Here is a 19,495-nt window from a genome sequence, read left to right on the forward strand (position 1 = left end):
CTTTGAATATATTTTAACTATTCACTTTCCATTGATGGGTTTCGTCTTGAAAAATCTCCTTTCCGAAGATAGGAACCTCATCTTTCACCATATTCACTATGGTTTCCGTCGCTTTGTACACTTCTTTTCGCCTTTTTGACGAAACAAAAACAAAGAAACAGACCTCCCCGACATCCACCTTGCCCAAACTGTGATAGATGTGCATACACGTTAAATCGAACTTCTCAAAAGCTTTCTCCCTTATTTCATACAACTTTTCATTAGCCATATTTTCATAGGTCGTGTACTCAATAGCCGTGACCTCTTTTCCGTCAATTTCATCAGCTCTTACCTGTCCCAAAAAGATATTATGGGCTCCTATGCTGTGCTTTGTCTGGTGTTTTGCTATGGATTCTGCTATAAATGCTGAAGGAATAGCTCCTTCCATAAAAACATTGTGTTTTTTCTTCTTTTTCATCTACTTCTTGTTTTCCTCACCAAGTGAGATTTATAATGCTCCGACGCCCGCCTACCGTCAGGCAGGCCTGCCTATCGGTAGACAGGCTTGCGCCGAAATGTTTTTTTGGATTTTCCAATTATGACTGGCGGACCTACCTTTGTCGGCAGACAGGCTTCCCCCGAGGTTGTTGACTATAAATTTACTGAAGAATATCCAAATAACGAACTTCTTCTCCTTTTTCAATTTTATTTATCCCTTCCGGAACATAAACCAGTACATTAGCATTGACGAGACTTTTTAACATGGCCGAACTTTGATTTTCAAAAACAACTATGTTATTATCTTCTTTACGCCCCCTTAAAAACAAGGCTTTATTGCTGCTGTTTACCAGTTCTTTAGCAGTTTTTATTGATCTGAAACCAACAAACTCTTCTTTTCCCATCTGCAAAAACAAAGCAGGAATTACATACACCTGAAAATTGATAAAACAAGCGGCCGGATTCCCCGGAAGTCCGAAGACCAAAGTGTCTTCTTTTTTTCCAAAATAGATTGGTTTTCCCGGTTTCTGATTGATCTTATAAAAAAGTTCTTCAACCTCATTCTTTTCAAAAGAATCCCTCATCAAATCATAATCTCCTACTGAAATTCCTCCTGAAGCAACGATTATATCGTACTTTTCTATTGCTTTTTTAACCACATCAACGGACTCATTTAGGGTATCTTCAACAAAAAAAATATCCACAATATCTACCCCTGCTTTTTTCAGCAATGTTTTCAGCATAATGGAGTTACTGTCGTAAATATTTCCGAGCTCAAGGGGCGTTCCCGGAGCTTGCAGTTCGTTTCCGGTAATCAAAATCGCCGCTCTTGAGTCTTTGTAAACATTCAACTCTGCAACTCCCAAACCGGATAAATAAGCGATCGCAGCGCTGTTCAGCAAAGCCCCTTTTTCTAAAGCAACCGCTCCCGCTTGCACCTGCTCCCCTTTCTTCCGGATATTGTCCTTTTTGATTTTATTTCTGTTGACTTCAATGCTATTTCCATCCGACTCAACATGCTCTTTCATAATCACCGTATCGGCATTATCGGGGACACGGGCTCCCGTAAAAATGCGAACCGCTTCCGCTTCTTTCAGCTGAAAGTCTTTGTTATCCCCTGCCTTTATTTCGCCTACAATTTTATACTGATTCACTTCTGAATATCTAATGGCATAACCATCCATAGCCGACTGCCTGAAAGGCGGCACGGGAATAGGAGAAAAAACAGCTTCAGCAAGAACAGCGTCTAAAGCATCAATTAATTTGACCTTTTGAACCGTATTGGTTTTTACATGCTTGCTAATTATGTTTAATGCTTCCTCTACTGCTATCATTCCGATTTTCATCTAAACAAACTTATTGATAAGTTCATTAATTTTAAGCAAAGTTAAATTTTATTGAGTTAAATTACGTATTTGTACGTATTTTTATTATCAAAAAGCCACGAATGCACTAATATCATTTTAAAATTATGTGTGTCTGTGGTAAATCTCACAACCGCTCTGAGACTTCTGTAATGAGTTCTTTTATACGTGTCTTTAAACTAAGTGGTTCCAAAATAGTTCCGTAATCTGCAAACATAAGATACCATCTGGGGAAACCATTTTCAATATCTGAAGTTAAAAAGGTAAGTTCCATTTCATCACCAATATTTTCTTTAGAGGTCAGTCCAAAATATTTACTACTTCCCTGAATATAACGATATATCTCTTTATCAATCCTGATAACAATTTTAGTCTTTGGTTTATCTTCTTTCTTTGTCCGAAGTTCTTCCAAAGGCGGGTGTTCTTTTATATAAGGATCTTGGGTTGTTTTTATTTGTTGGATCCTATCGGTCCTGAACTGACGGTAATCCTGACGCAAATGGCAATATCCCATGACGTACCAATAATTATTTTCATGAAAAAGCCCGACAGGCTCAATGGCCCTATCCGTAGGCTCTTCGGCGCGCAGTGATTGATATCTTAAAAATAACTGTTTCTTTTCAGCAATACTCTCCATAATAGACTCTAATGCATTGGGAATATTCTTATTGAAAAGATTTTGTGCAGGATTGATGGTTATTTGCGATTCAATAGCATCGATCCAATCCTTTTCATGACCCCGCAATACCGATTTGATCTTGTACATCGCTGAAGTGAAATACCCTCCCAATGAGTCATCGGTAAATTGTTCCATCAACTTTTCGGCTGCTACAAAACTACCCGCTTCTTCTTTGGTAAACATCACCGGCGGGAGTCTATATCCCTCCATAATGCTATACCCCACTCCTGCTTCACTCGCAATAGGCACTCCGGAAGATTCCAAAGTACGTATATCACGGTATATGGTTCGTAAGCTTACCTCAAAGCGGTCGGCTAAATCTTGTGCCCTTACTATTTTCTTAGACTGTAACTGAATCAGAATCGACACAATTCGATCGAAACGTTTTACGGTATCATCACTCATAACGAATTGACATATATTCCAAAGATAAGACATCCATTGGTAGTATGTTTCTTTAAAAGACATCAGGGTTTGTTAACTTTTGTAATACACCTTGTTTTACTATAGTTTCCATGCCATTTTACTTTTTGTTTACCACAAAGTAAATCACGAGCAGTGACAACCTTGTGTCATCAGTATTTGCTTTTTTCCTGATTTCCCATTTTTAGTAATAATGGTTGACTTTTTAAATGAACGCAAGGGATTAACTTATAGACCTGACAGGTTTGCGAAACCTGTCAGGTCTTGGCTCAAAATAGTACTATGGCTAAAAACGGATGTTCAAATTGTTTTTCTTTAATGAAATCATTTATTAAAACACTATAAAACAACCATTTAAACAATAATTTAAATTTTATTTGTAAGATTATTTTCCTACTGACATAGGGCTGTCATACCCCACTTTTAATTTTGAATCAGAAATCAAAAACATCAGTAAAATTTTTATTATGAAAAATTCTAGCACACAAACAGCAACAGTTATTACACCTGAAGAGCTTTTAAAACACTGGCAAGGACATCGTGGACTCACCAGAAGGGTTATTGAAGCTTTTCCTGAAAAGGAATTCTTTGAACACAGTATTGGCGGTATGCGTACTTTCGCCGAAATAACCATGGAGTTATTAGGAATTGCAGCCCCCGGTATCAAGGAAATCGTTACTGGAGAAACCGCCGAGTTAAAAGAGGAATTGGATCATCAGAATAAAAAAAAGAACATTCTAAAAGCTTGGGATGAAACCACAAAAGCAATAGATGAATACTTCCCTAAAATAAAGGAAGAAGATTTTCATAGGAAAATTAAATCCTTTGGTCAATATGAAGGTACGGTACTATCGTCTATTTTGTATTTCATAGACAACGAGATTCATCACCGCGGACAAGGATATGTGTATTTAAGAAGTCTTAATATTGAACCTCCCTTCTTTTGGGAAAGATAATTCGGGGAATATGCAAGTATTTGTCTTCAAAACCAATGTCAATCATCAAAAAGATGTCATCCGGTTACAAAATCCGTTAAACCGATTGACTCAAAAAAACGAACGGTGGAATTTTGACCTGGAGGATTGTGACAACATCTTCCGGGTCGAAACTTGGAACAATTCAGCAGCCAAGTTTATACAGACTTTACAACAATACGGTTTTAGTTGTGAAGAGTTGTGATTTATTTTGAAGTATAAATTTAACTGAATGTTCCTTCTTTTCTTAAGTTTCAAAAAGAAAGGGATGAAATAGGTCTTGATGGAAAACCCGAAATTGAATTTATCGATTTAATTGAATCCTCAGAACAAAAATGAAAAGGGTAAGTTTTTATCAAGTTTTGAATCTCAATAAGAGTCGAAAACTATAAACTCAAATGTCATACTGAGCTTGTCGAAGTATCATTCATTGATGAAGTCCAATACCTCTTCAACAGTGCTTCGACAGGCTCAGCATGACATCTATATCGGATTCATAAGGGTTTTACACCAAAATATCCTTCATCTCATCAAACGAGACGGACTTTTGTTCACCGGACTGCATATTTTTCAAGGTGAATTTTTCTTCCTCGATCTCTTTGTCGCCCGCCAAAACCACAAACGGAATACTTCGTTTGTTGGCATAGTTCATTTGTTTTTTCATCTTCGAGCTATCAGGATAAAGTTCTGCTTTAATACCCTTTTTACGAAGTTTTTTGATTGCTTTCATACCATACAAAGCTTCATTTTCCCCAAAATTAATAAAGAGTACTTTGGTATTCTCGGTCACCGATTCCGGGAACAAGCCCAATTCTTCCAAGACAAGGTAGATCCTGTCCAATCCGAAGGAAATACCAACCCCACTCACGTTTTTAAGTCCGAAGATTCCGGTAAGATCATCATAACGGCCACCACCACCTATAGAACCCATTTTCACCTCAGCCGGAGCAGCTACTTCAAAAATAGCTCCGGTATAGTAATTGAGTCCGCGTGCCAAGGTTACATCCAAGTCCAATTTTGCTTCATTCAGGCCTAGGGAATCAATCGTATTGATGATGAATTCCAGTTCGTTTACCCCTTTCATCCCTTCTTCTGAAGTGGATAAAAGATCTTTCAGCTTTTCAATTTTATCAGCATTACTCCCTTCAAAAGAGAAAAGTGGTTTTACTTTCTCAATCGCTTCGGCTGCAATGCCTTTTGCCAACATTTCTTTTTTCACCCCTTCTTCCCCGATTTTATCGAGCTTATCCAAGGCCACCGTAAAATCGATCAATTTATCCTTGGCGCCGATCACTTCAGCTATTCCGGACAAAACTTTTCGGTTATTCATTTTGATGGTCACTCCTTTCAAGCCAAGATCACTAAAAACCTTATCATACAACTGAACAAATTCCACCTCCTGCCACAAAGATTTAGAGCCCACCACATCGGCATCACACTGGTAGAATTCCCTAAAACGTCCTTTTTGCGGACGGTCGGCACGCCACACAGGTTGTATTTGATAGCGTTTAAACGGCAGATCGATCTCGTTTTGATGCATCACCACATAACGCGCAAAAGGTACCGTAAGGTCATAGCGAAGGGCTTTTTCGGAGATTTTTGGAGTTAAAGCCCCGGAATCTTTCTTGACGTATAAAGCATCATCTACTTTGGATAAAAAATCCCCCGAATTCAATATTTTAAAGATCAATCGATCGCCCTCATCCCCGTATTTTCCCATCAGGGTCTCGGAGTTTTCAAAACTCGGGGTTTCGATAGGAAGAAAACCAAACACCTCAAACTCTTTTTTGATGGTATTGATGATATAATTCCGTTTGCTTACTTCCTCCGGATTAAAATCGCGTGTCCCTTTTGGTATGCCTGGTTTTTGTGCCATTTGTGTTGTTTGTTGCTGGTTGTTGGTTGTTGGATTTTGAAAAACTTCTAACTTCGTATTTCTACCTTCTTACTTCGCCTTAGGGCATCATATCATCAAAATAATTGAACAACTCCCCTTTTGTGATTACCGCCCCTTTTTCAATCAATCCAAACTTATCTTTGTTTTTATCTTCTGAATATACTTTGGTTGCAGTCATAATTTCGACAGTATCAGTCTTAAAGTTCTGTCTAAACCAGGAAAAACCTTCTTTGGTGGTCAGGTCTATACCCGGTTGTGACACCCGAATCGCAATCAATTTCATCTCCTTCTCTCCCAAGTGGAACAAATGTATTTCCGAAGCTGAAATATTCTCTAAATACTTCACCTTCGTAAGTACTCCCTCCCAAACCAAATCGCTAAACACATCGATCTCATCTTCTGCAACCTCCGGTTTATTCTTTTTTATGTCCGCCCACTCTTCTGCGGTAATGGATTGTGTAGCAAGGAAATTGATAAATTCCTTGTGCATTTCTTCCAATTGTTCTTTTGTAAGTCTTCTATATTTCAATGCTCCTGTTGTTTATATTTTTTCAGGTATGCAAAAATAAGAAAGGCTATGTGTTATGCATAGCCTTTCTTTATAAAATTTGTGATGCTTACTGAATACTAACAAGACAGGCATCGGAAAAACTTCCCACCAGCCAGTCAAGTCAATCCCACTTAGTGGGCTAATTAAAAATATAACGTAATCCTACTTGTGCCTGCCATCTGGATGCGATATCAGACAATGGTCCGAATGTCGATGTCAGACTTGTATCAAATGAATATGTTGGGACATTGTTGGCATCAATGTCAGTAACCGAAATCGGATTTAAACTTCTCGGCTGTTCAATAACCCCCCAATCTGAATTGATCAGGTTTCCTACATTCAAAATATCTATGCTCAGCTGAATGGTATTAGTTTTATCCCCGGCAACTTTAAAATTATAATCCTGGAGGATCTTTACATCCCAACGGCTTCGCCATGGCGCTAAGGCTCCATAACGCTCCATATATTTCCCTCTGTTATCGCTCATATAATCATCTTGTTGAATATAAGCCTCAAATGCTGCTGCTTGTCCTGCCTGTTGGGTCGCATCTCCTGTAAATTGCATTTGTTGTACTTCTTCAGTAGTTGGGATATAGAGTAAATCGTTGTTTTGGAAAGAGCTGTCACCATTGATATTTCCTCCGTAGGTATAATTAAACCGACCCCCTTTTGCATATTCGGCAAATGCTGAAATGGTGGTCGCCCACTTATCACCTCCATATTTAAATTGTTTAGAGATAACTCCGATAAAACGGTGTGTGTCTCCATATTTTGAATAGGCCAGTACATCGTTATTTGCATTACCAACCACAGGGTTAAAATCGAAAGCATCCCCGGTAATTTCAGCTTCGATGGAGTTGACATCCTTTGCATTCAAGTAGCTATATGCGAAGCTGGTATAAAGTCCGCTATAAAATGTTTTTTGCGCTTTAAAAGTAGCGTTCCACACGCGACCTTTATCAGTATTGGTAAACACATAGGCATTATTGCCCATGTCATCAGCAGTATAAAGTGCCCTTTGGTCTCCCGGAGCATTGAGGTTTTGGCTTGGTTCCCTTAATCCCCAGTTTTGTACATGAATACCATTGATATCTTTTGTGTATGAAAAATCGGCTGTTAAAACCAAACCGTCTTCAAATCTATAATCAGCTCCCAGGCTATTTCTCCATACCTGTGGCCATTTAAAATCCGGATCTACAAGTTGGAAAAAGCCATCGTCTGCGCCGCTCACTTGGTTCCCTAACCAAACAAAAGGAAATCTTCCGGTAAATATTCCGGTTCCACCTCTCAATTTAAAGTTATTGTCTCCATACACATCCCAATTAAACCCTAAACGCGGTGACATCAAGAAATTATTATCCGGCAATGTTGTGGATGACAAAAATACTTCTTCCCCTGTTTCGGGGTCGTAATACGGAATTGAGGTATCTCTGTTGGCCCCGTTGTCGGTATCTATATATTTCTGGATCAGATCTTCAGTATTAAAATACAAAGGCTTGTCAAAACGAATCCCGTATGTTAATTTAAAATCATCTGTCAAATTCCATTCATCCTGCACATAAAAAGCAAGTTGTCCTACGCTTAACTCAGAAAGTTTCCATCCACCATCGTTACCATCTCCTGCTTCATTTCTACTGTCATGTGCAGCTTGAGCAGATGCCAGATTTCTGACCAAAGCTCCATCCGGATCTGCTGCATCGGCCAAGAAAGTATCCAGATCAGGGTACGGACTGAAGGTTCCGTAATACGGAGGGGCAAAATTATCGTATCCGGCTAAGTTAAATGAGTTTTTAAACTCAAATTTCTCTATCGAAAAACCGGCCGTTAAGGTATGGTCGCCTACAAAATAATTTAGATTATCAGTGATCTGAAACACTTTCTGATCGAGTTTATTATTGATCGAAAACGGTTCGTGTCCTGCGATAATATAACTTTGTCCGCTTCCATCCTGAATGGTAATCACCGGAGCCGGAGTGGACATCGGATTTCTAAAATCATCAAAATATGTGTATCCCGATTGCAGTTTGTTTACTACCGCATCAGAAATTGTAGAGTTCAATTCTAATTGAAAAGATTGTATTCTGTTATTGATTTCATAACCGGAATTTTCAAATTGCAAAGTAGCAAAACTAGGTCCACGTGGGGCTATTGCCGTTGGGTGTGCCGGTTTTTCCTTAGAGGCATCCAAAAAATTGTAGATAAATGCCAAACGGTTATCATCATCGATATTCCAATCCAATTTTATAATCCCTTTGATCGATTCTGCTCCGTAGGTAAAACCTTGATATCTTCCTGTATCATAGCCTAAACCTGCCAAAGCATTTTGAACCGTCATAAGGTCTTCTTCCTGCACTCGTGACTCGTTTACAGCACCTGTTCCGCTATTGGGCACAAATCCGAAAGTACCGAGATCTGTTCGCTCATCTTTTTCAAAATTGGCAAAAAAGAAAAGCTTGTTTTTAATAATTGGCCCTCCAATACTAACACCGTACTGGTTCTGTTCCAATTTAGGTTTGATTAGTTTTTCCCCTTTGATTTTCCCTCCGGTAAGGTCTTCATTCCTAAAAAATCCATAAACCGTTCCGTAGAATTCATTGGTTCCGCTCTTGGTAACGGCATTTACCGAAGCTCCTGTAAATCCTGATTGTGTCACATCATAAGGTGCCACAGCAACCTGTATCTGATCGATCGCATCCAAAGAAATAGGTTGCGCATCTGTTTGTCCGCCCGGAGTTGCCGCATCCAAACCGAAAGGATTGCTAAAAACTGCTCCGTCTAAAGAAAAGTTATTAAACTGATCGTTCCTACCCGCAAACGAATTACCGCTGGCGGTGGGTTCGAGTCTTGTAAAATCCTGTGCTGATCTCGAGATCGTGGGCAGACGTGTAAGTTCTCTTCGTCCAACATTAGTTTCTGCCCCTGTTCTGTCGGCATCAAATGTACCGGAGCGATCACCTGTGACCACCACTTCATCCAATTGCTGACTATCATCTATCAACACAAGTTCCAAATCAGTGGTTTGACCTAAATCCAGATAAACATCGGTAATTTCCTGAGTTTGAAACCCGATGTAAGAAATAGTAACGGTATAAGGTCCTCCTACTCTTAAGTTCAATAAGTTAAACCTTCCATCAAAATTAGTAGCAGTACCATAATTGGTCCCTGTCGGTGTATGTACGGCCACTACACTCGCACCAGGTAGTGGTTCGTTTTGAGTATCTGTAACAACTCCTTTGATATTTGATGTCGTTACCTGTGAAAATAGCGGATTAATGGCTATTGCAAATAACAATGCCAATAGATATAATTTGTTCATCCTTTGTAAGTTAATGTGTTTAAGTTATAAATTAGCTTTCCTCACAAAAGTACAAACAAAAAAGACTGTCCTTTTGGACAGCCTTAATATTTTATTAACCTATAATTGTTGATTACTTAGCTTCCGCTACCACTTCAAATGGAAAATCTACAACTACTTCTCTGTGCAATCTTATGGTTGCCTCGTAAGGCCCGGCAACTTTTACATTACCTCCCAAGATGCTGATATATTTCTTTTCGATTTCGATATCTGCTTCTTTTTTAATGACCGCAGAAAGGTCAGCATTACTTATAGAACCAAACAATTTATTTCCGGCACCGGCTTTAGCAGAGATCTTGATCTCAAGATCTTTAAGTTTATCAGCAATTTTTTGAGCATCATCAATAATCTTTTTCTCTTTGAAGGCTCTTTGCTTCAAGTTCTCAGCCAATACTTTTTTAGCAGAGCTGGTAGCCAATATAGCTTGACCTTGTGGGATTAAATAGTTACGTCCGTAACCATTTTTTACAGTTACCACATCGTCTTTAAAACCTAAGTTTTCTACGTCTTTCTTTAATATTAATTCCATGGTTACCTTCCTTTTATTTTAATAAATCTGCTACATACGGCATTAAAGCTAAGTGACGAGCTCTTTTGATAGCTACAGACACTTTTCTTTGATACTTCAACGATGTTCCGGTTAACCTTCTAGGTAAAATTTTACCTTGTTCATTAACCAATTTCAATAAAAACTCAGGATCTTTATAATCGATATATTTGATTCCTGACTTTTTGAAACGACAATATTTCTTTGTCTTATTGGTCTCTATATTAAGCGGAGTAAGATATCTGATCTCTCCGTCTTTTTTTCCTTTTGCTTGTTGCTCTATTGATGACATAATGATTAAGCTTTTTCGTTAAGTTTTTTTCTTCTTTTTTCTGCCCAAGCTATAGCGTGTTTATCCAACTTTACAGTTAGATAACGCATAACTCGCTCGTCGCGTCTAAATTCCAATTCAAAAGGCTCAATTGCTTCACCGGCAACTTTAAATTCAAAAAGGTGGTAGAATCCACTTTTTTTGTTTTGGATCGGGTAAGCTAGCTTTTTAAGCCCCCAATCTTCTTTCGACACAAATTCTGCCCCTTTAGAGGTTAAGAAATCTTCAAATTTCTTAACTGTTTCCTTTATCTGGGTCTCAGATAAAACGGGATTTAGAATGAAAACAGTTTCGTAATGACTCATAATTTGAAATAATTATTTTAAATTTAAGGCTGCAAAAGTATAGTTTATTATTTTAATTACAAACATCTCACTAGATATTTCGACAAAATAAGGGTAAAAACCCCCTTTTGTCAACAGATTTTCCCTGTTTCACAACATATTCTTTGCTTCACCTTCCTTTTTTCACTACTATTGTATAGTCAATTATCCAACCTCTTTACCTAGATGTAATGAAAATGAATTGTATTATAGTAGATGACTCCAGCATCCAACGGATGTCTGTAGCCAGATTAATCAAAAACCACCCGATGCTCAACCTCGTGGCTGAATATAGCAATGCTATTGAGGCCAGGAATGGTTTGAAAAACCAAAAGATAGATCTTATCTTTTTGGATATCGAAATGCCAGTAGTCAACGGTTTTGACCTTTTGGAGGCTTTAAGCGATCCACCTCAGGTCATTTTGATTACGGGAAGTGCCCAATATGCGCTTAAAGCATTTGACTATGATGTGACAGATTATCTCCACAAACCCATCACACAAGAACGCTTTGAAGCCTCTGTAAAGAGAGCACAGGATAACTTTAAGCTGAAAGTAGCTAATAAAGAAGATGACGAACACATCTTTGTAAAGAGCAACTTGAAGAAGCGAAAAGTATTCCTGAACGAGATCAATTGGGTAGAAGCGCTTGGGGATTACATCAAATTGGTTACTGAAGAGGCCAACATCGTGATTCTGTCTACTATGAAGTCTTTTGAAAAACAGCTTCCTGAAGATCGTTTTTTAAGAATTCACAAATCGTATATCGTCAATCTTGACAAAGTAGAGAAATTCAACAGTAAAAATGTAGAAGTAAACGGAAAGCAAATTCCACTGAGCAGAAACAAAAAGCAGGAACTTTCAGAAGCTTTAAGTAATTCTTAGTTTAGTACGCATCTACATTATAAATAAGCCTGACACTTCTATAGGCTGCAATCGCTTGAAAGCTCTTATTAATTCTTTTTATGGATAATTTTGTCTGTTTTATGGATTGATCCCTAGGAATTTTTATCACAATATCCTTTAAATATTCATTTCTTATTCTCGAAACCGGAGGAAATTCAGGTCCCAGTATCTCCATTCGTGTGTTCTTATCAAAAACCGTATGTAAGGCCTTGGCAAACCAACCACTAGCCTCATTTACCTTGTTGTAATCTCTGTGTTTGAACGTTATTTTCAAAATCCGTGTAAAAGGAGGGTACTTAAACTGCTTACGCTCATTCCACTGATCCATAAACATTTCTGAATACCGATTCATGGAAGCCTGCTGCAATATTTGATGATACGGATTATAGGTCTGAATGATCACCTTCCCTCTTTTTTGTGTTCGTCCTGCTCTTCCTGCCACTTGCTGGATCAATTGAAAACTCCGTTCATGCGCCCTAAAATCAGGGAAATTCAGCAAGGTATCGGCATTCATGATCCCCACCAAGCTCACATTCCTAAAATCCAGCCCTTTGGTAAGCATCTGCGTTCCCACCAAAATATCAATTTCCAATTGTTCAAAAGCCGTTATGATCTTTTCATAACCGTGTTTTCCGCGTGTGGTATCAGAATCCATCCGACCAACTCTCGAATCCGGAAAAAGTTTTTTCAACTCATCTTCTATTTGCTCTGTTCCGAAGCCCTTGGTGTCCAATTCACTACTTCCGCAGGCAAGACAGGCTTGTTGAAGCGCCATCGCATAGCCACAATAATGGCAACGCAATTGGTTTTTATACTGATGATAGGTCAGGCTCACATCACAATTCGGACATTGTGGCGAGTGGCCGCAGGTGTTACATTCTAAAATAGGGGCATAACCTCGTCTGTTTTGAAAGACAATAACTTGTTCGCCATTCTCCAAAACCTCTTGTATCTCCTCGATCAATCGGTCTGAGAAATGTCCGGTCATTCGTTTTTTCCTATATTTCTCTTTGATATCGGTCAGTTCAATATCGGGCATCAATACATCGCCATAACGCCTGTTGATCTCCACCAACCTGTATTTCCCCTTTTTGGCATTATAGTAGCTTTCAACTGCCGGTGTGGCCGTTCCCAAGAGTGTTTTCGCCTGATGCATGGAAGCGAGCACAATAGCTGCATCCCTTGCATGATAGCGAGGTGCGGGGTCAAATTGCTTAAACGAAGTTTCGTGTTCTTCATCCACTATGATCAGCCCCAGATTTGAAAACGGTAATAAAACCGCCGAACGCGCCCCTATCACAATTTGGGTCTTGCCGTCGTTCTTCAGTATGTTATTCCAGACTTCTACCCGCTCGTTGACCGAATATTTGGAGTGGTACACACTTACTTTATCTCCGAAATAATCCTGTAAACGCTTGATCAATTGTGTAGTCAACGCTATTTCGGGCAATAGGTACAACACCTGCTTTTCTTCAGTAAGCAAACGTTCTATCAACTTTACATACACCTCTGTTTTTCCTGAGGAAGTAACGCCATGTAAAAGTACTATATCATCAGTTTTAAAATACTCCTTGATTTCTCCCAAGGCCGCTGCTTGATATTGATTTAAAGATTTTGTGTCTGAAACCTCTTTGCCGTCATATTGTACGCGATCCTGCTGAATGTAATACTCATCCAAAATTTCCTTCTCCACCAAGGCCTTGAGCACAGAATACGAAGCTTTACTCTTTTCTTCCAGTTCCTTTACCCGGATTGGCTTTTTGGACACCGCTTTCAAAGAAAACAAGGTTATAATAACTTCTTTTTGTTTAGGGGCACGGTTTAATGTGTTCAATAAAAAGTTCAGGCTTTCATCTGAAGCGTAATTTGAATTCAACTTTACATACCTCACCATTTTGGGTTTGTATTGCTCATAAACCTCTTCTTTCAGCAAGATGACATTTTTTTCCAATAGTCGCTTCAATACCGGAAGTACATTCTTCCTATCAACAATACTGCTTACCTCGTGTACTTTTAACATCGATTGATGCTGAAGGGCTTCATAGATTAACCATTCATCATCTTTAAGATCTTCTTCATCTACATCTACCGAATCACTCTTGAGAATGAGTGTCTCGCTTTCCAACAAAAAAGCCGACGGAACAGCTGCTTTGAACACCTCTCCTAGCGTACACATATAATATGAAGCAATCCACTCCCAATGTTGTAGTTGTTTGGGAGTGATGATGGGAGTTTCATCCAGTATTTGGTCAATTTCCTTGGCTTTATATGTTTCCGGAGCTTTTTCGTGCACCTTGTACACCAATCCCGTGTAGATTTTTGATTTCCCGAAAGGTACTGCCACCCGCATACCGGGCTGAAGAAAAGAAGCCTCCCTTTCTGATATACTATAAGTAAAGGTTTTTTCTAAAGGAATAGGCAATACAACATCGATAAAATGCATGAAACCACTTTAATATTACTAAGTATAACGCAGCTTGGATTAACAGCGATTTGGTATTTTCTGAAACGGTTTTTTCTTTCTAAGATCAGCCTTGAACCCTATGCCATACTTGAGTTCTGAAGAGGAACGCAATATACCCTCTTACATTCAGTATGTTGTCATCCTCTTCATCTACCCAAAGCTTACATCTGTATTCTTTTCCCTTTTTCGGATCTAGGATGGTTCCGCCTTCATATTTGTCTCCATCTTTTTCAAGGCCTTCAATAATAACCAACCCTAAAATTCGCTGGTCTTTTTTTACGCCCGTACATTTATCACATATGGCATCCACCCTGTCTTTGTTCAAGATTTCTACCACTTTTCCGTAAACCTTACCTCCTTCTTCATAAATCTCAACAATGGATTTGGCTTCTCCGGTTTCATCATCTATGGTTTTCCACTTTCCAAAAACTGTTTGGGAATGAGCAGATAAACCAAACACAAGAATAAAAGACACTAATAATAATATTTTTTGCATCGTATTTACTTTTTAATAATTTCGCCTCAAACTTCTCAGCGAAGCGTTCAATTCAAATCCTAAAAGCAGTATATTCGAATTGATCCAAATATAAAGCATTAATATAAGTAACGCTCCGATAGACCCGTATATTTCGTTGTATTGAGAAAAATTTTCAATGTAAATCCCAAACAAATAGGTCGTTACTATGATCAAAAATGTGGTTAAAATGGAACCGGGAGAAAAGAAACGGGTTTGCTTCCCTTCGGTAGTGCCAAAATAATAAAGCACAGAGGTTGTTAAGAACGTAATAATGACAAAGAACATGAACCTTCCTATACGCACTCCAATGGTATCCCCTCGTTCTATATCAAATCCATTGGTTTTGGCTGCCAATTCACTTAGATACTGTACAATGTAGATCTCATAAAAAATAAATCCAACCACACTGGCCAAAAACATAAATGCTACTAATAAGGCCACACACAGCGCAACAATGTATTGATTGATCACATTTCTATTGATCGTAACGTGATAAGAGGTTTCAAATCCGCCAAAAATGGCGTTAATCCCATTGGCCATTAAAAAAATGGACAAGAAAAATACTGATGACAGCAAACTACCACGACGTTTACTCACAATATCCTCAATGACAGCATCGAAGAAATTTGCCGTTTGTGGCGGCAACAGACTTTCAATAAAATAAATAAAATCGGATTGAAACCCTTCTAAAGGTACATAAGGAATCAAATTAAGCACAAACAAAAGAAAGGGAAAAATAGCCATAAAGAAGCTGAATGAAATAGCACCGGCCCTGTATGTAAGTGCTCCTTTTACGATTCCGATAAAATACATTTCAGTAAGATCGTAAACTGAAAGTCCTTCAAAACCAGGAAGTTTTATTTTCTTTAAAAACTTGACAATCAAGTTAATTACTGGAATTTTTTCAAGTTTTTCTTCAATTTCTACAGACATGCTTATACCGCTTTTAAACTTAAGTCCATATTGTAAATGGAATGTGTGAGTGCTCCCGAAGATATAAAATTCACGCCACACTCGGCATAGTTCCTTATTGTCTTTTCGTTGATCCCCCCAGAGGATTCTGTAAGACACTTATCCCCTATTAACTCGACCGCCTTTTGAGTATCTTCATAATTAAAATTATCCAGCAAAATCCTATAAACACCACCGGCCTCCAATATTTTTTTTACCTCGGTGAGATCCCTTGCTTCCACAATTATTTTAAGATCTCTTTTCGTTTCTTTCAGATATTTCTTGGTTTTTTCGATGGCTTCTATAACTCCCCCGGCAAAGTCAATATGGTTGTCTTTCAACATAATCATATCATACAAAGCAAACCTGTGGTTTTCACCCCCCCCTATCTTCACCGCCCATTTTTCGATCGCCCGTATTCCGGGCGTAGTCTTTCGGGTATCCAAGATCTTGGTTTTTGAGCCCTCCAACAGCTTCACATACCCTTGTGTTTTCGTCGCGATGGCACTCATGCGCTGCATGGAGTTGAGCACCAAACGCTCTGCTTTTAATATGGATTGTGAACTCCCTTCAACATAAAAAACAATATCACCCGGTTTGACCCTCTCCCCATCTTCAATCAACACCTCTATTTTTAGCTCAGCATCAACATAACTGAAGACCATCTCGGCAAACTTAATTCCGGCAATTATACCCCTGTCTTTCACCAAAAGCATCGCTTTCCCCTTGGCATCGGCGGGAATACAAGCCAGCGAACTGTGGTCGCCATCACCAACATCTTCCCGAATAGCATTGGTTATGATAATTTCCAATTCTTTTTGAAATTGTTTTTCTGAAATCATGTAGTCATGTTTTGCGCTAATTTATTAAAATCCTTTTTAGGGACGAATTTGAAACGTTTATTTTTAATCAACAGTTCTCATATGCCTCGAAATTCCTAATTTTGCCGTATGAACATCAAACTCATTGCCGTCGGGAAAACAGACGGAAAAGAACTGAATACACTTACCGATCGCTATATAAAACGTTTGGGATTTTATGTGAATTTCAATTTTGAAATCATTCCCGATATTAAAAACGCTAAAAACCTTTCTGAAACACAACAAAAAGACAAGGAAGGAGAGCTTATTTTGAAAAAAATTGCTCCGACGGATTTGTTGGTTCTTCTCGACGAAAACGGAAAGACTTTTTCTTCAGAAGGATTTGCAAGTCATCTTCAAAAATATATGAACGCCGGTGTAAAACAACTGGTTTTTGTCATTGGTGGGCCTTATGGCTTTTCCGATAGTGTATATCAAAAAGCACAGGGAAAAATATCGCTATCCAAAATGACTTTTTCCCACCAGATGATCCGCTTGTTTTTTATTGAACAACTGTATCGCGGGTTTACCATTTTAAGAAATGAACCCTATCATCATAGATAAATCAAACACATTAATATGAAACTCGTTTTTGCTACTCATAATAAAAACAAACTGGCTGAAGTAAAAGCCATTATGCCTTCTCATATCGAACTCCTGAGTCTGGACGATATCGGCTGTACAGAAGACATTATAGAAAACGGAAGTACCATCGAAGAGAACGCCTCGATAAAAGCCGATTATATCTTAAAAAAATACCAAGTGAACTGCTTTGCGGATGATACCGGACTGGAAGTAGAAACACTCAACGGCGCTCCTGGTGTTTATTCAGCGCGATATGCCGGCGATCAAAAAAGTGCGGAGGATAATATGGACAAACTCCTCGACGAACTAAAAGACAAAGACAACCGCAACGCTCGCTTTAAGACCGTAATTGCACTTCGTCTTCAAGAAGGGAAAAATGTTTTCACCGGCATCGTTAACGGGAAAATAACTACTGAAAAGCATGGCGGAAAAGGTTTTGGGTACGATCCCATTTTTCAACCCAATGGTTATGATCAAACCTTTGCAGAGGTTTCAGCTGAAGAAAAAAATAACATCAGTCATCGGGGAAGAGCAATGCAACAACTCATTGACTACCTTAAACTCAAAGCTAAATAAAGAATCATGGTACTAACATATAAAGACATCGAAGAAAAGGATCTTCCCGTAGTGAAAGATATCTATGATTGGTATATCGCCAACTCCACCGCCACTTTTCATACAGAACCTATTTCTCTGTCAGCATTAAAAGAACTCCTGCATTTTGATCATCCGCTATACGATTCCCTTTTTATTTATGCCGATGATAAGCTTGCCGGGTATTGTTTTACCACCCATTATAAGAAAAGACAGGCCTACGACCGCACCGCAGAGGTCACTATTTATCTAAAAAATGGTTTTGGTGGAAAAGGAATCGGAAAAAAAGCCCTTGACCATATCGAAAAGAAAGCGAAAGAAAGCGGCATAAAAAGTTTGTTAGGAATCATTACTGGTGACAACAAAGCCAGTATTTCACTATTTACAAAGGCCGGGTATTTCCAGTGTGCTCATTTTAAAAATGTAGGAGAAAAGTTTGGAAAAATCCTGGATGTGGTCGGATATCAGAAGGAGGTTTGAAATACGAAATTAGAAATATGAAGTTAGAAGTTGGGGGTGTGAAATTTGAAAGATAACGTGGATTGGTCTTACATCCTAAGCCCTAAAGTCTTTTATCAAGATCACCCTTCATGCAACAGGCGTTTCATACTTATATCTTCATAATTACGGCGGACAAACTCCAAGGCTACTTTCACCACCTGTCCCATAGAGCGGCAGCGTTTAAATTTCATATCCAGCGTATAGTCATACAACTGCATTTTCAATTCCTCTAAATTCTCCTTGGTGGTAATATGATCGTTCACCATACACCTCAACATTGCTTTAAGCCTTTTTTTCGAAGTAATGATCCGCTTAGCGAGCAGTGAACGTTCTTCTTTTTTATATTGCTCTATCGATGCGGGTTTCAATCGTTGCTCTACATTTTTGACCATTTCAACATTCTCCTTAAAAAACTGAGGTTTGTACACTTTAAAGTTCCCTTCATAGCATTGCTGGTCAAAATCAATAGCCCTGATCCGGAATATCACATTGTCAAAATCGTGCACCGGGATAATCACATAGTTATACGAACGCATATCTCCTAAAAGACGTATCATACAACGCTCGTTAAACTTAACAAATTCCTTCGCAATCTGACTTTTCTGAATATCGGTACAACTCGGCAAGGCATTTTTAATAAACTCATCCCCGGGAATCCCAGAAATATGTTCCTCGATCAGCGTATCGTGAAAAACAGCAAAATTGATCCGATTCGGAGAAAGAATATGCTCCAATTCCAATCCGTAGACCCGCGACGCATCAGCTTTTTTTACATAGATATAAGTGTAGTTATCATTCAGTATATTACGCACTTTGATCCGGAAAGGTTTCGAGTTTCCGAAGGTGCAATAATCAATAGCATCCACATTTAAATACTGAAAAATATCTTCATTTCCATCAGAAAAAATAAGTGTATAGACCTGCTTTAAATGATAGTCGATCTCAGGTCTCTCAAATTCTGAATAATACACCCGTATCCACATGGTGTCGTTTCCGTCGTCGTCATACACCACTACCGAACCTGCGAATCGCAACAAATCATCATAGGATATAGGAATTTTTGTCGTTCGGTTGTATCGTTCCAAATACCCCAATAAACGCTCGTTAATCGGATACGACGGTTTCTTTTTCGACATTAATTTTTCACTCATAAAACCACTGTTTCTACCTTATTTGGTGTAATTTAATCAAAATTAAT

The 19,495-nt window shown here is 38.6% G+C and carries 20 protein-coding genes; 6 read left to right on the top strand and 14 right to left on the bottom strand.

The features are described from left to right. Nucleotides 1–13 precede the first annotated feature (13 nt). The 3 genes from OOZ15_RS04545 to OOZ15_RS04555 all read right to left on the bottom strand — a co-directional run bounded on the left by OOZ15_RS04545 (nt 14) and on the right by OOZ15_RS04555 (nt 2,925). Nucleotides 14–457, bottom strand: a complete 444-nt coding sequence (locus OOZ15_RS04545) for a molybdenum cofactor biosynthesis protein MoaE (protein WP_265954677.1) — start codon at nt 455–457, stop codon at nt 14–16. Nucleotides 458–638: 181 nt separating this feature from the next. Beyond that, nucleotides 639–1,823, bottom strand: a complete 1,185-nt coding sequence (locus OOZ15_RS04550) for a molybdopterin molybdotransferase MoeA (protein WP_265954678.1) — start codon at nt 1,821–1,823, stop codon at nt 639–641. 145 nt (nt 1,824–1,968) lie between these two features. Beyond that, nucleotides 1,969–2,925, bottom strand: a complete 957-nt coding sequence (locus OOZ15_RS04555) for a helix-turn-helix transcriptional regulator (protein ID WP_265954932.1) — start codon at nt 2,923–2,925, stop codon at nt 1,969–1,971. Between the two features lie 485 nt (nt 2,926–3,410). On the opposite strand from OOZ15_RS04555, the gene OOZ15_RS04560 reads away from it, so the two are divergent. Both OOZ15_RS04560 and OOZ15_RS04565 read left to right on the top strand, forming a co-directional pair. Next, entirely contained in the window at nt 3,411–3,899 is a 489-nt protein-coding gene (locus tag OOZ15_RS04560) for a DinB family protein (protein WP_265954679.1), read from the top strand. A gap of 10 nt (nt 3,900–3,909) precedes the next feature. After that, nucleotides 3,910–4,122, top strand: coding sequence for a hypothetical protein (locus OOZ15_RS04565; protein WP_265954680.1), 213 nt, complete (start codon nt 3,910–3,912; stop codon nt 4,120–4,122). A 300-nt stretch (nt 4,123–4,422) separates the two neighbouring features. On the opposite strand, the gene hisS is transcribed toward OOZ15_RS04565, so the two are convergent. The 6 genes from hisS to rpsF form a co-directional block, all read right to left on the bottom strand. After that, nucleotides 4,423–5,793, bottom strand: coding sequence for a histidine--tRNA ligase (gene hisS / locus OOZ15_RS04570; RefSeq protein ID WP_265954681.1), 1,371 nt, complete (start codon nt 5,791–5,793; stop codon nt 4,423–4,425). A 79-nt stretch (nt 5,794–5,872) separates the two neighbouring features. Then, nucleotides 5,873–6,343: a DUF6495 family protein gene (locus OOZ15_RS04575; protein ID WP_265954682.1), complete on the bottom strand. Its 471-nt coding sequence runs from the start codon at nt 6,341–6,343 to the stop codon at nt 5,873–5,875. Between the two features lie 160 nt (nt 6,344–6,503). Then, nucleotides 6,504–9,680 (bottom strand): TonB-dependent receptor, encoded by a 3,177-nt coding sequence (locus OOZ15_RS04580; protein WP_265954683.1) that lies wholly within the window; start codon nt 9,678–9,680, stop codon nt 6,504–6,506. 112 nt (nt 9,681–9,792) lie between these two features. Continuing rightward, entirely contained in the window at nt 9,793–10,248 is a 456-nt protein-coding gene (rplI, locus tag OOZ15_RS04585; protein WP_265954684.1) for a 50S ribosomal protein L9, read from the bottom strand. Nucleotides 10,249–10,261: 13 nt separating this feature from the next. Beyond that, nucleotides 10,262–10,558 (bottom strand): 30S ribosomal protein S18, encoded by a 297-nt coding sequence (gene rpsR / locus OOZ15_RS04590; protein ID WP_265954685.1) that lies wholly within the window; start codon nt 10,556–10,558, stop codon nt 10,262–10,264. Between the two features lie 5 nt (nt 10,559–10,563). Then, entirely contained in the window at nt 10,564–10,902 is a 339-nt protein-coding gene (rpsF, locus tag OOZ15_RS04595) for a 30S ribosomal protein S6 (RefSeq protein ID WP_265954686.1), read from the bottom strand. A gap of 209 nt (nt 10,903–11,111) precedes the next feature. Between rpsF and OOZ15_RS04600 the strand changes: the two genes are divergently transcribed. Then, the gene (locus tag OOZ15_RS04600) at nt 11,112–11,804 is read left to right on the top strand and encodes a LytR/AlgR family response regulator transcription factor (RefSeq protein WP_265954687.1); all 693 of its coding nucleotides are present in this window, start codon (nt 11,112–11,114) and stop codon (nt 11,802–11,804) included. A gap of 1 nt (nt 11,805) precedes the next feature. Here the strand turns inward: OOZ15_RS04600 and priA are convergent, their stop codons facing one another. The 4 genes from priA to nadC form a co-directional block, all read right to left on the bottom strand. Then, entirely contained in the window at nt 11,806–14,268 is a 2,463-nt protein-coding gene (gene priA, locus OOZ15_RS04605; RefSeq protein WP_265954688.1) for a replication restart helicase PriA, read from the bottom strand. An 85-nt stretch (nt 14,269–14,353) separates the two neighbouring features. Then, nucleotides 14,354–14,785 (bottom strand): DUF2147 domain-containing protein, encoded by a 432-nt coding sequence (locus OOZ15_RS04610; RefSeq protein ID WP_265954689.1) that lies wholly within the window; start codon nt 14,783–14,785, stop codon nt 14,354–14,356. 12 nt (nt 14,786–14,797) lie between these two features. Then, the gene (locus OOZ15_RS04615) at nt 14,798–15,739 is read right to left on the bottom strand and encodes a YihY/virulence factor BrkB family protein (RefSeq protein ID WP_265954690.1); all 942 of its coding nucleotides are present in this window, start codon (nt 15,737–15,739) and stop codon (nt 14,798–14,800) included. Nucleotides 15,740–15,741: 2 nt separating this feature from the next. Further along, on the bottom strand, nt 15,742–16,599 hold the full coding sequence (nadC, locus tag OOZ15_RS04620; RefSeq protein WP_265954691.1) for a carboxylating nicotinate-nucleotide diphosphorylase: 858 nt from the start codon (nt 16,597–16,599) through the stop codon (nt 15,742–15,744). A gap of 108 nt (nt 16,600–16,707) precedes the next feature. On the opposite strand from nadC, the gene rlmH reads away from it, so the two are divergent. The 3 genes from rlmH to OOZ15_RS04635 are packed head-to-tail and all read left to right on the top strand — an operon-like array spanning nt 16,708 to nt 18,276. Then, on the top strand, nt 16,708–17,181 hold the full coding sequence (gene rlmH, locus OOZ15_RS04625) for a 23S rRNA (pseudouridine(1915)-N(3))-methyltransferase RlmH (RefSeq protein WP_265954692.1): 474 nt from the start codon (nt 16,708–16,710) through the stop codon (nt 17,179–17,181). Nucleotides 17,182–17,196: 15 nt separating this feature from the next. After that, nucleotides 17,197–17,778, top strand: a complete 582-nt coding sequence (locus OOZ15_RS04630; RefSeq protein WP_265954693.1) for a non-canonical purine NTP diphosphatase — start codon at nt 17,197–17,199, stop codon at nt 17,776–17,778. Between the two features lie 6 nt (nt 17,779–17,784). Continuing rightward, complete coding sequence (locus OOZ15_RS04635; protein WP_265954695.1) at nt 17,785–18,276, top strand: GNAT family N-acetyltransferase; 492 nt, start codon at nt 17,785–17,787, stop codon at nt 18,274–18,276. A 101-nt stretch (nt 18,277–18,377) separates the two neighbouring features. Here OOZ15_RS04635 and OOZ15_RS04640 read toward each other — a convergent pair whose 3' ends face one another. Next, entirely contained in the window at nt 18,378–19,448 is a 1,071-nt protein-coding gene (locus tag OOZ15_RS04640) for a hypothetical protein (RefSeq protein ID WP_265954697.1), read from the bottom strand. Nucleotides 19,449–19,495: the final 47 nt, after the last annotated feature.

The sequence above is a fragment of the Galbibacter kalidii genome (assembly GCF_026241135.1).
In the GTDB taxonomy this organism is placed as follows: domain Bacteria; phylum Bacteroidota; class Bacteroidia; order Flavobacteriales; family Flavobacteriaceae; genus Galbibacter.

Coding starts and splice junctions, on each gene's coding strand:
- OOZ15_RS04600 (WP_265954687.1), top strand. CDS start 11,112: ATGAAAATGAATTGTATTATAGTAGATGACTCCAGCATCCAACGGATG.
- OOZ15_RS04615 (WP_265954690.1), bottom strand. CDS start 15,739: ATGTCTGTAGAAATTGAAGAAAAACTTGAAAAAATTCCAGTAATTAAC.
- rlmH (WP_265954692.1), top strand. CDS start 16,708: ATGAACATCAAACTCATTGCCGTCGGGAAAACAGACGGAAAAGAACTG.
- OOZ15_RS04635 (WP_265954695.1), top strand. CDS start 17,785: ATGGTACTAACATATAAAGACATCGAAGAAAAGGATCTTCCCGTAGTG.
- rpsR (WP_265954685.1), bottom strand. CDS start 10,558: ATGTCATCAATAGAGCAACAAGCAAAAGGAAAAAAAGACGGAGAGATC.
- priA (WP_265954688.1), bottom strand. CDS start 14,268: ATGCATTTTATCGATGTTGTATTGCCTATTCCTTTAGAAAAAACCTTT.
- OOZ15_RS04555 (WP_265954932.1), bottom strand. CDS start 2,925: ATGAGTGATGATACCGTAAAACGTTTCGATCGAATTGTGTCGATTCTG.
- OOZ15_RS04560 (WP_265954679.1), top strand. CDS start 3,411: ATGAAAAATTCTAGCACACAAACAGCAACAGTTATTACACCTGAAGAG.
- OOZ15_RS04610 (WP_265954689.1), bottom strand. CDS start 14,785: ATGCAAAAAATATTATTATTAGTGTCTTTTATTCTTGTGTTTGGTTTA.
- OOZ15_RS04550 (WP_265954678.1), bottom strand. CDS start 1,823: ATGAAAATCGGAATGATAGCAGTAGAGGAAGCATTAAACATAATTAGC.
- OOZ15_RS04545 (WP_265954677.1), bottom strand. CDS start 457: ATGAAAAAGAAGAAAAAACACAATGTTTTTATGGAAGGAGCTATTCCT.
- OOZ15_RS04630 (WP_265954693.1), top strand. CDS start 17,197: ATGAAACTCGTTTTTGCTACTCATAATAAAAACAAACTGGCTGAAGTA.
- rpsF (WP_265954686.1), bottom strand. CDS start 10,902: ATGAGTCATTACGAAACTGTTTTCATTCTAAATCCCGTTTTATCTGAG.
- nadC (WP_265954691.1), bottom strand. CDS start 16,599: ATGATTTCAGAAAAACAATTTCAAAAAGAATTGGAAATTATCATAACC.
- rplI (WP_265954684.1), bottom strand. CDS start 10,248: ATGGAATTAATATTAAAGAAAGACGTAGAAAACTTAGGTTTTAAAGAC.
- OOZ15_RS04640 (WP_265954697.1), bottom strand. CDS start 19,448: ATGAGTGAAAAATTAATGTCGAAAAAGAAACCGTCGTATCCGATTAAC.
- OOZ15_RS04580 (WP_265954683.1), bottom strand. CDS start 9,680: ATGAACAAATTATATCTATTGGCATTGTTATTTGCAATAGCCATTAAT.
- hisS (WP_265954681.1), bottom strand. CDS start 5,793: ATGGCACAAAAACCAGGCATACCAAAAGGGACACGCGATTTTAATCCG.
- OOZ15_RS04565 (WP_265954680.1), top strand. CDS start 3,910: ATGCAAGTATTTGTCTTCAAAACCAATGTCAATCATCAAAAAGATGTC.